General features: G+C 61.9%; 15 protein-coding genes. 2 read left to right on the top strand and 13 right to left on the bottom strand.

The window, feature by feature from the left end; genetic code table 11:
- Positions 1 to 240: 240 nt before the first annotated feature.
- From msrQ to mrcB, 9 genes are all read right to left on the bottom strand, one after another.
- Positions 241 to 852 (bottom strand): protein-methionine-sulfoxide reductase heme-binding subunit MsrQ, encoded by a 612-nt coding sequence (gene msrQ / locus A0O30_RS26330; protein WP_105948669.1) that lies wholly within the window; start codon positions 850 to 852, stop codon positions 241 to 243.
- On the bottom strand, positions 852 to 1865 hold the full coding sequence (msrP, locus tag A0O30_RS26335; RefSeq protein WP_105948670.1) for a protein-methionine-sulfoxide reductase catalytic subunit MsrP: 1014 nt from the start codon (positions 1863 to 1865) through the stop codon (positions 852 to 854). The genes msrQ and msrP overlap by 1 nt, the downstream gene beginning before the upstream one ends.
- A gap of 80 nt (positions 1866 to 1945) precedes the next feature.
- Positions 1946 to 2797: a CDP-diacylglycerol--serine O-phosphatidyltransferase gene (gene pssA / locus A0O30_RS26340; RefSeq protein ID WP_003250045.1), complete on the bottom strand. Its 852-nt coding sequence runs from the start codon at positions 2795 to 2797 to the stop codon at positions 1946 to 1948.
- A gap of 150 nt (positions 2798 to 2947) precedes the next feature.
- The gene (gene ilvC / locus A0O30_RS26345; RefSeq protein WP_003250043.1) at positions 2948 to 3964 is read right to left on the bottom strand and encodes a ketol-acid reductoisomerase; all 1017 of its coding nucleotides are present in this window, start codon (positions 3962 to 3964) and stop codon (positions 2948 to 2950) included.
- Between the two features lie 55 nt (positions 3965 to 4019).
- On the bottom strand, positions 4020 to 4511 hold the full coding sequence (ilvN, locus tag A0O30_RS26350) for an acetolactate synthase small subunit (protein WP_003250040.1): 492 nt from the start codon (positions 4509 to 4511) through the stop codon (positions 4020 to 4022).
- A 1-nt stretch (position 4512) separates the two neighbouring features.
- The gene (locus A0O30_RS26355) at positions 4513 to 6237 is read right to left on the bottom strand and encodes an acetolactate synthase 3 large subunit (RefSeq protein WP_060498430.1); all 1725 of its coding nucleotides are present in this window, start codon (positions 6235 to 6237) and stop codon (positions 4513 to 4515) included.
- A 408-nt stretch (positions 6238 to 6645) separates the two neighbouring features.
- Entirely contained in the window at positions 6646 to 6978 is a 333-nt protein-coding gene (locus A0O30_RS26360; protein ID WP_019099850.1) for a YqcC family protein, read from the bottom strand.
- On the bottom strand, positions 6978 to 7778 hold the full coding sequence (locus A0O30_RS26365) for a M48 family metallopeptidase (RefSeq protein ID WP_105948671.1): 801 nt from the start codon (positions 7776 to 7778) through the stop codon (positions 6978 to 6980). The genes A0O30_RS26360 and A0O30_RS26365 overlap by 1 nt, the downstream gene beginning before the upstream one ends.
- A gap of 15 nt (positions 7779 to 7793) precedes the next feature.
- Positions 7794 to 10115, bottom strand: a complete 2322-nt coding sequence (mrcB, locus tag A0O30_RS26370; RefSeq protein ID WP_105948672.1) for a penicillin-binding protein 1B — start codon at positions 10113 to 10115, stop codon at positions 7794 to 7796.
- Positions 10116 to 10229: 114 nt separating this feature from the next.
- Between mrcB and A0O30_RS26375 the strand changes: the two genes are divergently transcribed.
- Both A0O30_RS26375 and A0O30_RS26380 read left to right on the top strand, forming a co-directional pair.
- A complete protein-coding gene (locus tag A0O30_RS26375; RefSeq protein WP_105948673.1) occupies positions 10230 to 11792 on the top strand; it encodes a bifunctional aminoglycoside phosphotransferase/ATP-binding protein in 1563 nt (520 codons plus the stop codon).
- Between the two features lie 174 nt (positions 11793 to 11966).
- Entirely contained in the window at positions 11967 to 12245 is a 279-nt protein-coding gene (locus A0O30_RS26380) for a TfoX/Sxy family protein (protein WP_060498420.1), read from the top strand.
- Positions 12246 to 12453: 208 nt separating this feature from the next.
- On the opposite strand, the gene A0O30_RS26385 is transcribed toward A0O30_RS26380, so the two are convergent.
- The 4 genes from A0O30_RS26385 to A0O30_RS26400 are packed head-to-tail and all read right to left on the bottom strand — an operon-like array spanning position 12454 to position 16036.
- Positions 12454 to 13338 carry a ChaN family lipoprotein gene (locus A0O30_RS26385; RefSeq protein ID WP_105948674.1) on the bottom strand — a complete coding sequence of 295 codons (885 nt, stop codon included), beginning with the start codon at positions 13336 to 13338 and terminating at the stop codon, positions 12454 to 12456.
- Positions 13339 to 13350: 12 nt separating this feature from the next.
- A complete protein-coding gene (locus tag A0O30_RS26390; RefSeq protein WP_028699679.1) occupies positions 13351 to 14118 on the bottom strand; it encodes a heme ABC transporter ATP-binding protein in 768 nt (255 codons plus the stop codon).
- Positions 14118 to 15101 (bottom strand): iron ABC transporter permease, encoded by a 984-nt coding sequence (locus A0O30_RS26395; RefSeq protein WP_161751379.1) that lies wholly within the window; start codon positions 15099 to 15101, stop codon positions 14118 to 14120. Before A0O30_RS26395 ends, A0O30_RS26390 begins: the two co-directional genes overlap by 1 nt.
- A gap of 50 nt (positions 15102 to 15151) precedes the next feature.
- The gene (locus A0O30_RS26400; RefSeq protein ID WP_105948675.1) at positions 15152 to 16036 is read right to left on the bottom strand and encodes a hemin ABC transporter substrate-binding protein; all 885 of its coding nucleotides are present in this window, start codon (positions 16034 to 16036) and stop codon (positions 15152 to 15154) included.
- Positions 16037 to 16172: the final 136 nt, after the last annotated feature.

The following is a 16172-nucleotide window of genomic DNA, read 5'->3' on the forward strand; positions in this document are numbered from 1 at the left end:
CTAGCTTCAAACACTTGGCTCGCTGCGACCTCTCGTAGCGGGAGGCGAATCATACAGCGTTTAAAACCGCTGTCAACCACCATTTCAACCGCTTGCGATCATTCGACCGTAGCCCTTTCAACTTCACCTTAACTAGTTAACCCATTGAATCTCAAGGAGTTTTTCGTTCCGATGTCGCTGGAAGTGGGGCGCATTATAAGGGGATTCGAAAGCGCGTCAACCCTTAATTTCAGAAATGTTTCAAACTGCCCTACCCCGCCCACGGGCGAACCTGGGCAGAGCCCGCGCAATAGCCGGAATACGCAGCAGCATCAGTAAAGCGCCAACCCCTGCATAGATCGCCCATTCCCTGAGGTCCGAGCGCACGATCCACAAAAAGTGCAGCAACCCCAAGCCAAGAATCACGTACACCAACCGGTGCAACTTCTTCCACCTGGCCCCCAACCGCCTCTGGCTATAGCGATTCGAGGTCACCGCCAAGGCCAGCAAGCCGAGGAACCCCAGCGCCCCCACAATAATGTAAGGCCGCTTACGCAGCTCCACCGCCAGTTGCCCCCAATCCAGCCCCAGAATAAAGAACAGGTAGGCCAGGATGTGCAGCACGATGTAAGCAAACACCCACAGCCCCAGCTGCCGACGCACCACGACCCAGCCCGCCCAGCCTGTCAGCTTCTGTAGCGGCGTCATGCTCAAGGTCACCAGCAGGAAAGTGAGCGCCCCGAGCCCAAGACGATCCATCATGATCTTGCCGGGGTCCGGCCCCAGCAGATTCATCGCCGCCTCATACAACCACCACGCCGGGAACAGGCACCCCACAACGAAGATGGCCAGGCGAAACCAGGGATAGCGCATCAATAGTTCTTCCGCAGATCTAGCCCGCTGTACAGTGAGGCCACTTCATCAGCGTAGCCATTGAACATTTGTGTTTCGCGCACATTGGGGCTGAACAACCCGCTGGGCAACCGCCGCTCACGCGCCTGGGTCCAGCGCGGGTGGTCGACCGTCGGGTTCACGTTGGCATAAAAGCCATACTCATCCGGCGCCAACCCTTGCCAAGTGGTGCCGGGCTGTTCAGCCACCAGGCTGATGCGCACGATCGACTTGATACTCTTGAAGCCATACTTCCAGGGCACCACCAACCGCAACGGCGCACCATTCTGGTTGGGCAACACCCGCCCATACATGCCCACCGCGAGGATCGCCAGCGGGTGCATTGCCTCATCCAGCCGCAACCCCTCTCTATAAGGCCAGTCGATCAGGGCGAACCCGGAGCGCTGCCCCGGCATATGCTGAGGGTCTTTCAATGTCTCGAAGCGCACGTAGCGCGCCTTCGAAGTCGGCTCGACCTGCTTGAGCACCTGCGCCAAGGGAATGCCCAGCCAGGGAATGACCATCGACCAGGCTTCGACGCAACGCAACCGGTAGATGCGCTCTTCAAGCTGATAGGGTTTAACGAAGTCTTCCAGCGCATAGCGGCCTGGCTTACCTACCTCACCATCCACTACAACCGACCACGGCTCGGTCTGCAGGCTGTCGCCATTTGCCGCCGGGTCGCCCTTGTCGGGGCCGAATTCATAGAAGTTGTTGTAGTGGGTGGCATCCTTGAAAGGCGTGATCGCCTCCCCCTGCACCGTCACAGCCTGCCAGTGAGCAGAAGAAAGCTTGTCACTGAACCAGCCTGGCGCCTTGCCCGCCTCGACATCGGTATATCGACTGGGCTCTGCCGCCAGCCCCATGCGCGGCAATGCACCCAGCGCCAGGCCGGCCAACGAGCCACCCAGCAGGGTGCGACGGGAAAGGTAGATGCCTTCGGGGGTGATCTCCGACGCCTTGCACTCGGAAGACCTGGGAAGCTTGATGAGCATGGGCGGCTCCACAGCACTGGATAACGGATGTACCAGTAAGACTATGGAGCCGGAGGGTTATTCCAGCATTAAGCGCTTTTTTACGCTTTGCGCCGGCGCGCCTTCAACAGGAACTGGATCGGCCCCGATGCAGCATAGGCGAGGAAGATCAGCAGCAGGATGCGCGGTGGGTCGCTGAACACCACGGCAAACACCAGCACCACCGCCAAGATGGCCACGAACGGTACGCGCCCTTTGAGGTCCAGTTCCTTGAAGCTGTTGTACTTGATGTTACTGACCATCAGCATGCCGGCAGCCGCTACCAACAGCGCCACCAGGAACGACAGCTTGGAGCCCTGGATGCCGTAGTCGCTGAACGCCCACACGGTACCTGCCACCACACCCGCCGCAGCCGGGCTGGCCAGGCCAATGAAGTAGCGTTTGTCGGCGGTGCCGACCTGGGTATTGAAGCGTGCCAGGCGCAGTGCTGCACCGGCCACATAGATGAAGGCGACCATCCAGCCGACCTTGCCCATGTCACCCAGCGCCCAGCCGAAGGCCAGCAAGGCCGGGGCCACGCCGAAGGCAACCATGTCCGACAGCGAGTCGTACTCGGCGCCGAAGGCACTCTGGGTATTGGTCATGCGCGCAACGCGGCCATCCAGGCCGTCGAGCACCATGGCCACGAAGATGGCGATGGCGGCAAAGGCGAAGTATTTGCTCGCCTCACGCGGGTCACCGGCACTCAGGGCGCTCTGCGCACTCATCGAGCTGATGATGGAATAGAAACCGGCAAACAGGTTGGCGGTGGTAAACAGGTTGGGCAGCAGGTAGATGCCGCGGTGGCGCACCTTGCGCCCTTCAGCGTCATGCCCTTCTTCAACGTGCTCATCGACAGGTAGCAGGCTTTCGGCGTCGGAGGGCTTGTTCGGCTCTTCGGGACGTTCGCTCATGGAGGGTACCTTGCAACAGGATGGAAAATGTTCGACACGGGCCTGCGAAACAGGTTCTGACGGCAGGCCACTGGTCTGCTTTATACCAGAAGCGGACTGCCAGAACGAAAAAACGCGGCCGAAGCCGCGTTTTTAATCTTTCGATAAGACTTAGTTCTTGGTCTTGTCGACGATTTTGTTAGCCGAGATCCACGGCATCATCGAACGCAGTTGCTCGCCGATGATTTCGATGCCGTGAGCGGCGTTGTTGCGGCGCTTGGCGGTCATCGATGGGTAGTTGGTAGCACCTTCGGAGATGAACATCTTCGCGTATTCGCCGTCCTGGATGCGCTTCAGGGCGTTGCGCATAGCCTTGCGGGATTCTTCGTTGATGACTTCCGGGCCAGTGACGTACTCACCGTATTCGGCGTTGTTGGAGATCGAGTAGTTCATGTTGGCGATGCCGCCTTCGTACATGAGGTCAACGATCAGCTTCAGCTCGTGCAAGCACTCGAAGTAGGCCATTTCTGGCGCGTAGCCAGCTTCTACCAGGGTTTCGAAACCGGCTTTGACCAGCTCGACGGTACCGCCGCACAGAACAGCCTGCTCACCGAACAGGTCGGTTTCGGTCTCGTCCTTGAAGGTGGTTTCGATGATGCCGGTACGGCCACCGCCAACGCCCGAAGCGTAGGACAGGGCGACGTTCTTGGCGTTGCCCGAGGCGTCCTGGTAGATAGCGATCAGGTCAGGGATGCCGCCGCCTTTGACGAACTCGGAGCGAACGGTGTGGCCCGGGGCCTTCGGCGCGATCATGATCACGTCGAGGTCGGCACGCGGAACAACCTGGTTGTAGTGGATCGAGAAGCCGTGGGAGAAGGCCAGGGTAGCGCCCTTCTTGATGTTCGGCTCGATCTCGTTCTTGTACAGCGCGCCCTGGAACTCGTCCGGGGTCAGGATCATCACCAGGTCAGCCGCAGCGACAGCGGTAGCAACGTCAGCAACTTTCAGGCCGTGGGCTTCAGCCTTGGCAACGGTAGCCGAACCTTTACGCAGACCGACGGTAACGTCTACACCGGAGTCCTTCAGGTTGCACGCCTGAGCGTGGCCCTGGGAGCCATAACCGATGATGGCGACTTTCTTGCCCTGGATGATGGAAAGGTCGCAGTCTTTATCGTAGAAAACTTTCATGAAAATACCCCTGGTTATATCTCGGCCCCTGCGGAGCCATCGCTAATTTTTGAATTTAGATGCTGAGCACTTTGTCGCCACGGGCAATGCCGGTAACGCCGCTGCGCACGGTTTCGAGAATCGATGCAGTGCCGATCGCCTGGATGAAGCTGTCCAGTTTGTCGCTGGTACCGCTCAGCTGTACGGTGTACACGCTGGCGGTCACGTCGACGATCTGGCCACGGAAGATATCCGTGGTGCGCTTGATCTCGGCGCGCTGGGCACCGGTGGCCTTGACCTTGACCAGCATCAGTTCACGCTCGATGTGAGCGCTTTCCGACAGGTCGACAAGCTTGACCACTTCGACCAGCTTGTTCAGGTTCTTGGTGATCTGCTCGATCACTTCGTCATGGCCAACGGTGGTCAGCGTCAGACGCGACAGGGTCGGGTCTTCGGTCGGCGCCACGGTCAGGCTTTCAATGTTGTAGTTGCGCTGGGAGAACAGGCCGACCACGCGGGACAGAGCACCGGGTTCGTTTTCCAGCAGCAGGGAAATGATGTGCCGCATATCAGGTACGCTCCGTCTTGCTCAGCCACATGTCACGCATCGAGCCATCCTTGATCTGCATCGGATAGACGTGCTCACTGCGGTCAACCGCGATGTCGATGAACACCAAGCGGTCCTTCATCGCAAACGCTTCTTCCAGCTTCGGCTTGAGGTCCTTCAGGCTGGTGATGCGGATACCCACATGGCCATAGGCCTCGGCCAGCTTGATGAAGTCAGGCAGCGATTCGACGTACGAGTGCGAGTGACGACCGTTGTAGGCCATGTCCTGCCACTGGCGAACCATGCCCAACACACCGTTGTTCAGGTTGACGATCTTCACCGGCAGGCCGTACTGCATGCAGGTGGACAGCTCCTGGATGTTCATCTGGATGCTGCCTTCGCCGGTCACGCAGGCTACGTCCTGGTCCGGGAAGTTGAGCTTGACGCCCATCGCCGCCGGGAAGCCGAAGCCCATGGTGCCCAGGCCGCCGGAGTTGATCCAGCGGTTCGGCTTGTTGAAGCGGTAGTACTGCGCCGCGAACATCTGGTGCTGGCCCACGTCGGAGGTGACGAAGGCATCGCCATGGGTCACTTCGCACAGGGTCTCGATGACTTTCTGCGGCTTGATGACGTTGCCGTCGCCCTTGTCGTAAGGGAACAGCTCGCCATTGCCACGCCATTCGTCGATCTGCTTCCACCAGGCATCCAGCGCAACCTTGTCAGGCTGCTCGCCGATTTCCTTGAGGATGCCGAGCATTTCGCTGAGCACGCTGTCGACCGGCCCTACGATTGGCACGTCGGCCTTGATCATCTTGGAGATCGACGCCGGGTCGATGTCGATGTGGATGATCTTGGCGTTCGGGCAGAACTTGGCCGGGCCGTTTACAACGCGGTCGTCAAAACGCGCGCCCACGGCAAGGATCACGTCGGCATTGTGCATGGCCATGTTGGCGGTGTAGCTGCCGTGCATGCCGAGCATGCCGAGGAACTGGCGGTCGGTACCCGGGAAGCCACCGAGGCCCATCAGGGTATTGGTGACCGGCAGGTTCAACGACTTGGCGATTTCGGTCAGGGCTTCGGAGCCACCGCCGAGGATCACGCCACCACCGGAGTAGACGATCGGGCGCTTGGCCGCCAGCAGCATTTCGGCAGCCTTGCGGATCTGGCCGGAGTGGCCACGGACCGCCGGGCTGTAGGAGCGCAGCTTGACCTTTTTCGGGTAGACGTATTCGAACTTCTCAGCCGGGTTGGTCATGTCTTTTGGAATGTCGACCACGACTGGACCTGGGCGACCGGATTGCGCCAGGTAGAACGCTTTTTTCAGAACTTCCGGGATCTCGGTCGGGTTCTTGATCATGAAGCTGTGCTTCACGATCGGCCGCGAGATACCGATCATGTCGGTTTCCTGGAAGGCATCGGTACCCACCATGGTGCTAGGCACCTGGCCGGACAGGATGACCATCGGAATGGAGTCCATGTAGGCAGTGGCAATGCCGGTAATGGCATTGGTCGCGCCCGGGCCGGAGGTTACCAGCACCACACCGGCCTTGCCGGTGGCGCGGGCGTAGCCGTCCGCCATATGGGTTGCCGCCTGCTCGTGACGAACCAGGATGTGTTCCACTTCCGGTTCTTTGAACAGTGCGTCGTAAACATGCAGGAGAGCACCACCAGGGTACCCGTAGATGTGCTTAACGCCTTCGTCACGCAAGAAGCGGACGACCATCTCAGCGCCAGATAAAAGCTCCACGTTGTTCACCTCTAAAACGCCAGAATACCGCCCTCACTGGACGGGTCTTAATAGGTTTACTGCCAAGCAGAGCATGAGCGAACGTCAGCACTGACTGAGCAAGTATTGGGAGCGCCCCAGAGTGTTGCGGGGTTTTCCCACCCAGCGCGAGGTAACGCGTTGCGGGGTGTAACAGGTCGGCGCGGGTGTGCACCTCATGATCTGCTTAGCGGGTCTGCTTCTGGCAGTCCCTCTACAGCGGAAGTTGGATTCTTGTGATTCGGCGCCAACAAGTCAAGAAAAATTATTGCCAATTTTTCCCCAAGATGAATTCCTGCCACCACTAAAAATCGCTTCAGCAGCAGAATTAATAAGATTTCCAAAAAAAAGGGCCACAATCTGCGGCCCTTGAAGGAAAAACTGAAGAAATCAGGCGGAAGGAGCGATCAATTGGTCAAAAGCTGCCAACAGGCGGCGAAGCTCACGACTTTGCTCCGGGCGGTCGGTAAACACGGTTTCGGCCATGACGAGAATGCTCGACGCGTTGGGCAGCGGGTGGCCCAGCTCGATGATGATCTTCATGCGGGGCAGGAAGATCCATTGCAGCCATTGCTCGAAACTGAGGGTATCGACGGCGAACGGCACGGTACTGGCCAATGCCTCGTCGCTTGGCGGTTCGTCATCCCACCAGCCTTGCACCTGCAGCTCTCGCTCGATCAGCAACAGGTGGTCGGCAATGTCCAGAATGCGTTGCTCGATCATCACGAATTGACCCGCGCTTTTTGCCGGGCCAGTGCGGCACCCGCGCTGTCACCCTGCTTTTCACGGGCCTGGGCGATGGTGTTCCACAGCTCGGCCTGCAGGCTTGGGCGGCCGTTGGCGTAAGTGAGCGCGCGGCGCGCCAGCTGCTCGGCCTGAGCCGCATCACCCTGCGACAGGCGCACCTGGGCGAGGCGGTACAACACCTGCGGCTCGCGCGGGGCAATGCGTTGGGCACGCTCCAGGCTGGACGCGGCGCCGTTGAAGTCGCCACTGCCCTGCTGGGTCTTGGCGGTAGTCAGCAATGCCAGTACCGGGCCGTCCAGTTGCTCGTCTGCCGACAGGCCGCCAGCAGCGCTGCTGCGCGGAATGCCGGTTGGCGCGCTGGTGCTTTGCGGGGTGCTGTTCATCGCGGCGATGTCAAACGGTTCGTCGGCGATCGGGTTTGGATTGGTGGTCATTGGCGCCGAACTTACCGGCCCCGGGGTAATCGGGCCAGGCGTGATCGGCGAGGTGCTGATGGGCGCCGCACCATTGGCCGCCGGGAACGTCTGGATGCCCGAGGCGCCAGCGCCCTGCGGGATCATCACGGTGACGCCAGAATCCTCGGGTAGCGTCTGCGCCTGGGCGGTGCCCGTGTTATAGCCACCCGCCGAGCGGTTGGCTGTCACGCGTTCGCTGTTGGACACGCGGGTGCTCGAATCGACCACCGGAATATTGCCGCGCGGGACGCTGGAGCACCCCTGGAGCACTGCCAGCGCCGTCACGGCAGGAAACAGCCACTTGTTCACGTCACACCTCATCAATGCAGCCTGTGCTTAGTTCATCCAGCCCTTGACCCAGTCCATGACCGATTCGACTGGGTCCTGCTCGCCGCCACAGGTCGCGCCGGCGGGCGGCTCACTGCCGCGAATATACGGCATCTGCACCGCTCCCGGACAGCTGGCATCAGACCCATGACCCGTGTACGGGTCGATCCAGGCCTGCACCACGTTGTCCGGCTGCGGCATGTCCAGCGGCAGCGGGTCGGCCTTCTTCATGAAGCTGGTCCAGACCTGCAGGGCACCGGTGGCACCGGTAAATGGCGTTTTGCCGTTATCGTCACGGCCCATCCACACCACGGCCAGCAGGTCCTGGCTGAAGCCGGAGAACCAGCTGTCGCGCGAGTCGTTACTGGTACCGGTCTTGCCCGCCAGGGTCAGCGAGCGCGGCAGGGTGTTGTACACCGATCGGCCGGTACCTTCACGCATCACCCGCTGCATGGCGTTCTGCACCAGATAGATGGCGCCTGGGTCGAAGGTTTGCTGGATCTGGAACGGGTAGCGCTTGAGCGGCTCGCCTTCGGCAGTGAGCACGCTGCGGATACCGCGCATCGGTGTATTGAAGCCGCCGTTGGCGATGGTCTGGTACATGGTCGCAACCTGCATCGGCGACATGCCGCCGGCACCCAGCAGCATGGCCGGGAAGGCTGGCCAGTCGACATTCACCCCCAGACGGCCGATGGTCTTGATCACGTTGGGCACGCCCACTTCCAGGCCGAGCTTGGCGGTCGACAAGTTGTACGAGTTGGCCAACCCCTGATACAGGTAGATGGTCCCGTGCGGGCGGCGGTCATAGTTTTGCGGGCGCCAGACCTGGCCGTCGGCACCTTTGACCGAGAATGGCTCGTCCTGCACCCAGCTGGTCAGGGTGTACTTGCTCGGCTGTTCCAGCGCCGTCAGGTACACCGACGGCTTGACCAGCGAGCCGATCGGGCGCACAGCGTCGATGGCCCGGTTGAAACCGGCGAAGCCTGCCTGGCGGCTGCCGATCAGGGCTTGGACTTCACCGGTTTCCGGGTTGGTCACGACCATTGCCGACTCCACCTCGTCAGCACCCTTGCGCCCCGCCAGGCGCTTGAAGGTCTCACTCATCGAGGTTTCGGCCTTCATCTGCAGGATCGGGTCGAAGCTGGTGAAGATACGCAGCCCTTCCTCGGTCAAGTCTTCGTCGCGGTAGTCCTGGCGCAACTGGCGCTTGACCAGGTCGAGGAAGGCCGGGAACGAGCTGTCAGCCAGGCTGCCACGCTTGGTCACGCCCAGCGGCATCTTCTTCGCTGCATCGACTTCTGCCTGGCTGGCCACGCCTTGCTCGGCCACAAGGTCCAGCACCAGGTTGCGGCGGGCCAGTGCGCGGTCAGGGTAACGCCGCGGGTTGTAGTAGGACGGGCCTTTGACCATACCCACCAGCAAGGCGATCTGGTGCAGTTTCAGCTCCGACAGCGGCTGGCTGAAGAAGAACTGGCTGGCGAGGCCGAAGCCATGCACGGCACGCTGGCCGTCCTGACCGACGAACACCTCGTTGAGGTAAGCCTCCAGGATTTCGCGCTTGTCGTAGTGCAGCTCCAGCAGCACCGCCATCATCGCCTCGGTCAGCTTGCGGCTGAGGCTGCGCTCGCTGCTGAGGTAGAAGTTTTTCACCAATTGCTGGGTCAGGGTACTGCCACCCTGGCGCATGGAGCCGGAGGAGGTATTGACCCACATGGCCCGGGCGATGGACTTGGGCGACACGCCAAAGTGGCTGTAGAAGTCGCGGTCTTCGGTCGCCACCAGGGTTTCGAGCAGGTACTTGGGCACCTGGTCGATCTTGATCAGGATGCGGTCTTCGAGGTTTTTCGGGTAGATACCGCCAATCATCAGCGGCTCCAGGCGCACCACATCCAGTGCCTTGCCGTTGGCACCGGAAAGGCCCGCCACGTAATCGCCCGAGAAGCGCACGCGAACGAACTGCGCCGGCTCCATGCCCTCGTAGAACTGGAAGCCACGGGTATTGAGGTCGACGGTATTACCGTTGATCGCCGCGGCACCCGGGCCGTTGGCCGCGCTCTCACGGCGGTAGCCGAGCGCATCGAGTTCGGTGAGGAAGTCGTTCTTGCTCAGTTTCTGGCCGGTGAACAACTCCAGTGGCCGGGCATACACCTTGGCCGGGATGGTCCAGCGCTTGCCGGAGAACTTCTCCTGCACAACGGCATCGAGGTAAACCGCGAAGCCGGCAACGATCACCAGGCCTACCAGGCTGAGCTTCAAAGCCCAGCCCAGCCAGGCGCGGGAGCGGCCAGTCGGGCGTTTCGGAGGGGTACGGGGATTTCGGGTTCGGGTCATGGCGGCGGATTATACGCACTTTATAAAGGCTGGGCAGACGGCCCGGCGGTAGGCAGGGACGGCACCATTGACCATAATGGCGCATTCGAATTCCCTGCCCCGGATGGATTTCCCGTGAGCCAAGCCCTTATCACTGCGTTGCAGAACCCAGCCCTGTACCCTCACCCTGTGGATGGGTTCCAGCTCATCGAGACGCATATCTCCTGGGTGCTGCTCACCGGCGAGTACGCCTACAAGATCAAGAAGCCTATGAACTTCGGCTTCCTCGACTTCACCAGCCTGGACCAGCGCCAGCATTTCTGTAACGAAGAGTTGCGCCTGAACCAGCGCATGACCGACGGCCTGTACCTGGAAGTACTGCCGGTCACCGGCAGCGTCGATGCGCCGCAGATCGGTGGCGAAGGCGAGGCCATCGAATACGCGCTGAAGATGCGCCAGTTCCCCCAGGGGCAGATGCTCAGCACCCTGCAGGCCAACGGCGAACTGAATGCCGCGCACATCGACCAGATGGCCCGGCAAATCGCCGAGTTCCACCTGCAGACCCCCAAGGTACCTGCCGAGCAGCCTTTCGGATCGCCTGAAAGCGTCATGGCTCCGGTCGAGCAGAACTTCGAGCAGATCCGCCCATTCCTCACCGAGAAGGCGGACCTTCAGCAACTGGACAACCTGCAGGCTTGGGCACGGAGCAGTTTCGAGCGGCTGCAAGGCCTGTTCGCTTCGCGCAAGGCCAATGGTTTCACCCGCGAGTGCCATGGCGACATCCATCTGGGCAACGCCACCCTGATCAATGGCCAGGTGGTGATCTTCGACTGCATCGAGTTCAACGAACCGTTCCGCAAGACCGATGTCTGGGCCGACACCGGCTTCCTTGCCATGGACCTGGAAGATCGCGGCCTCAAGTGCCTGGCACGACGCTTCATCAGCCAGTACCTGGAGCTGACAGGCGATTATGAAGGCCTGGAAGTGCTCAACTTCTACAAAGCCTATCGCGCCCTGGTACGGGCCAAGGTCGCGCTGTTCAGCATGCCGGCCAATGCCGATGGCGTGCAACGGGCCACCACCCTGCGCACCTACCGCAACTACGCCAACCTGGCAGAAAGCTACAGCGCCATTCCTTCGCGTCTCCTGGCCATCACCCACGGCGTTTCGGCAGTGGGCAAGAGCCATGTAGCAATGCGCCTGGTGGAGGCCTTGGGCGCCATTCGCGTGCGCTCTGATGTCGAGCGCAAGCGCCTGTTCGGCGAACAACAGCACGCCGACGCTGGCCAGCTGAGCACCGGTATCTATGGCCAGGACGCCAATGTAGCGACCTACCAGCGCCTGCACGAAGTGGCGGCAACCGTGCTGCGTGCCGGTTTCCCGGTGGTACTGGATGCCACCTACCTCAAGCGTGGGCAGCGCCAGGCTGCGGCCGACGTTGCCAGCCAGACCGGTGTGCCATTCCTGATTCTCGACTGCCACGCCCCGGATGCGGTCATCGCCAGCTGGCTGGAGCAGCGCCAGGCGCAGAACAGCGACCCGTCGGATGCCACGCTGGAAGTGGTCAAGGCCCAACAGGCCAGCCGTGAGCCGCTGGATGCGCAGGAGCTTGTGCAAAGCACCCAGGTCGATACCCAGACCGCCGGCAGCATGGACCAGGTGATCGAGCAGATTCGCCAGCGCTTGCCTGGGCTCTAAGCTCAGCACTTTCCTGTACCGGCCCCTTCGCGGGCTTGCCCGTGGAGCCCGGTACAGCACATCTCGTCACCCCCGATGGCAAAAGGCCGCGCATTTCCCAACCCCCGCTACACTCCTCTCTGACCTGCTCGCGATTTATCCCCCAGACCCGTTCAGCCATCGCAAGGAGGCTCGATGAACGATGAATTGCAGCATCTGAAGAACCTTGGCAAGACCTCTGCGCAGTGGCTGCACGCAGCCGGCATCCACAGTGCATCGGATCTGCGCCGCCTGGGCGCGGTGGGTGCATACCAGGCCGTGAAGACACGAGGGTTTCGCGCATCAAAGGTGCTGTTGTATGCCATTGAAGGCGCCCTGCTGGACATGCACTGGAACGATTTGCCGCTCGAACGCAAAGAAGCCCTCAACCAACAACTCGACGCGAAGAACCCTTCGCAAAAAAATCCAAAATAATCGTGAAAAGGGGATTGACGGCTAAATGAGAATTGTTATGATTATCACAACTGGTCGCGAGACTGGTTGGATAAGCTAAGAGCCCCTGGTTCGGACTCTCAGATTATCTCCTCATCAGGCTAATCACGGTTATTGACCCGGCAATTTGCCGGGTCTTTTTTTGCCTGTAGGTTTTGTGTCGCCTGGCGTGACCCGGTCACCGCTCACATTACTGACGAAACTGCGCGCAATAGTCCTGCTCCGGCATCGCCGCCGTGTACCACACGTAATCCGCCTCGCCTGGCTCAACCTGCTCGCCCACCTCGGTAAGCAGCAGTACCTTGCTCTCCCCCGATGCGCCCAGATCAGCCAGATGCAACGGCACGCCCAAGTCCTTGCGCGCGTGGTAGGCCCCTGCGAACAGCAACGCCGGCTGCGGTGCCGCCAGCAAGCGCTCGGCCATGCGCCGGTCGCGCTGTTGCTGCACAGCCAGCATCGCTGGCAACTGGCTTTCAGGCAGCATCCCGCAGTGCCCAGCGCGCACTTGCTCCAGCAACGCAGCCTTTACCGTAGGCGCATTGGACTTATCACCCTTTAACGAAGCGGGCTGCCGATAAGCCTGGCGCATCTCGCCAGGCGACAGGTTGGCCGCCAGCAGCGGCACGCGCTGCTGCAAGGCCTCACGCACGATCGGCCCGTACAACGTCCAGTCCCAACCCTCTTGCCACGCCAGGGCCTTGGGCAAGTCTGCCGGCACAGCATGCGCCTGCACCTTGTCGACCAGCGGTTGCTGCTCGGGCTGCAGCATTTCCAGCAAGAGGCTGCCTTGCGCGCGCCGAGCGTGCAAAGCGCGTAGCAGCCAAAGCTGCAGCGCATGATGATCGGGGTTGTCGTGCTTCTCGCCCACCATTACTCGGGGAGCCTCCGCCAAGTGCTGCACCAGCTGCTCAGGACTGATCACCTGACCACTGGCAAGGTCGATGATGTGCCCCAACTCGGCATGCGTGCGCCCTTCACTGCTCTGCCAGTCGGGTAATGGCGGCAAGCTGGCCTGGCAGCCACCCAGTGACAGCATCAGGCATAGCATGAGACCAGACAGCAGCAGATGACGCATCGGCAATGCCTCCTAGCGGGTGATGATCAGTGGGTGCCCACGCTCCGGGTGCGCCTGCACCAGCACGTCAATACCGTATACCGCTTTCAACGCTGCGGGTGTCAACACCGCCTCGGGCGTGGCAAAGGCATGGCAGCGCCCCTGTTCCAGCAACAGGATACGGTCACAGTAACGCGCCGCCAGGTTCAAGTCGTGCAGGATCACCAGCACTGCGGCGCCGCGGTCGGCGAAGCGGCGTACAGACTCCAGCGTTGTGTGCTGGTGCAGCGGGTCGAGCATCGAGGTCGGCTCGTCGAGCAGCAGCGTGGTGCCCTCTTCGCCCGGCCACAACTGCGCCAGCACGCGGGCCAGGTGCACTCGCTGCCGCTCACCTCCCGATAAGGCCAGGTAACTGCGATCCACCAGATGCCAGGCATCTGCAGCCTGCAAGGCCGCCTCGACAATTTCTGCATCGCGCCGCTGCCCAGTGCCATGCGGCATACGCCCCATGCTCACAACCTCTTCGACCCGGAACGAGAAGCCCAGGCTGGACACCTGCGGCAGCACCGCCAGGCGCCTGGCACGCTCCTGCCCACCCCAGTCAGCCAATGGCCGTCCCTGTAGCGTTACCTGCCCACGGTCCGGCGCCAGTTCGCCACACAACACCCCCAACAGGCTGCTTTTGCCGGCACCGTTGGGGCCTAGCACACCCACAACCTGCCCCGGGCTCAGTTGCAGGTGAATGTCGTGCAGCACCTCGTTGCTGCCCCGCCGCAGGTGCAGCCCTTCCACTTGCAACATCAGCTGCGCCCTCTTATCAGCAAGAACAGGAAGAACGGCGCACCGATAAAGGCCGTGACGATACCGATCGGCAACTCGGCAGGCGCCAGCAGCAGCCGCGCGGCCAGGTCGGCGAACAGCATCAGCACGCCGCCCGCCAGCAACGAAGCCGGCAGCACCACCCGGTGATCAGGCCCGGCCAGCAAGCGCACCAGGTGTGGCACCACCAGGCCGATGAATCCGATCAATCCAGCGGCAGCCACCGCTGCCCCCACCCCCAGCGCCGTGCAGAACACCAGCTCACGCTTGAGCCGCTCGACATCAACGCCCAGGTGGCGTGCCTCCGACTCACCCAACAACAGCGCATTCAGCGCCTTGGCCCGGCGTGGCAACCACACCGCCACACCCGCGGCCACCAGCAGCAACGGCCACAGCCGCTCGTAGCTGGCACCATTCAGACTGCCGAGGTTCCAGAACGTCAGGGTGCGCAGGGTAGCGTCGTCGGCCAGGTAAGAGAACAGCCCCACCGCCGCGCCGCCCAGCGCGGTCATGGCCACACCGGCCAGCAGCATCGTGGCCACGTTGGTCTGACCATCGCGCCGCCCCAGGCGGTAAACCAGCGCGGTTACCCCAAGCCCCCCGACAAACGCGCAAAAGGACAGCAAATAGGGCGCGAAGGCCTCCGGCATGCCGCCAAACCAGGCACCGCCGACAATGGCGACCGCAGCCCCCATCGCAGCCCCGGCGGCCACCCCCACCAGCCCTGGGTCGGCCAGCGGGTTACGGAACAGCCCCTGCATGGCCACACCGGACAGCGCCAGCACCGCGCCCACCGCCAACCCCAACAGGGTACGCGGCAGACGGATCTGGCCCAGGATCATCTCGGCCTGTTGCAGGCCGTCAGCCGCAATCGGCAGCCCCAGCAGGCGCAGGCCGGCACGCAGGGTGTCGAACAGCGGCAGGCTGACCGGCCCCAAAGCCAACGACAGCCAGACCGCCAACAGGCACAACAGGCTCAGGCAAATGAACAACGTACGTGGCTGTACCCGCTGCTTCATTGTGCAAAGCTGGCCTTGGCCGCCGGGTAGAAGTTGGCAGCCAGCGACTGCAAGGTAGCCGGCAGGCGTGGCCCAAGACCGCCGACCAGCAATGTTGGGTCAAGCGATACAAGGCGCTTCTCACGCACGGCACGGGACGCCGCCAGCGCGGGGTTTTCTTTCAGCAGCGCCTGCAAGGCCTGCTCATCGGCCAGCGCCCGGTCGGAGAACACGATCACATCCGGGTCCAGCGCGGCCAGTGCTTCATTGGAGAAATTCTTGTAACCCTGATGCGCTGCCAGGTTACGCCCACCCGCCTGGCCCAACAGCCAGTCACCCGCAGTGCCCTGCCCGGCAATCAGCGGCTTGGCGCCGGCATGCCCGACGAGTAGCAGCACGCCCGGCGCCTTGTGCCCTGCCTGGGCCTGCTTGACCTTGGCCTGCAAACCCTCAAGCTGCTGGTGGTAACTGGCCGCCAACGCCGACGCTTGCTGCTCGGCGCCAAGCAACTGGCCCAGGTGCTTGAGGTTTTCATCCACCGCCGACAGCTCGGCCTTGCTGGAAAACAACTCCACCTGCACACCCGCCTTGCGGATTTGCGCCAGCACCGGTGGCGGGCCCATTTCTTCGGTGCCCACCAGCACATCCGGGCGCAAGCTAAGGATGCCTTCCGCCGACAGTTGCCGCTGGTAACCCACACTGGGCAGTGATTTCAACGATGCCGGGTGCTGGCTGGTGGTATCAACCCCCACCAGCCGCGCTTCACCGCCCAGCGCAGTTATCCACTCACTCAGTGCACCTCCGGCGCTGACCCAGCGTTGCGGCAGCTCGGCCGCCAGGGCCTGGGTAGAGAGCACAAGGCTTGCGCACAGCGCGAGCAAGGCGACGGGACGGCGCATCATCGGGTTCCTTCTGAAGGCGGACCACACGCCTTGTGGCGGGCGGCAGAACTGCGCACCATAGGTAGCCAGGCGCAGCGAATGCGGGCAATTTGATAATTATTCGCATTGGCACGTCAAGCCATCATCTGTTTCACGA

Origin of the sequence: Pseudomonas sp. LLC-1, assembly GCF_002992185.1 — a bacterium.
Classification (GTDB): domain Bacteria; phylum Pseudomonadota; class Gammaproteobacteria; order Pseudomonadales; family Pseudomonadaceae; genus Aquipseudomonas; species Aquipseudomonas monteilii.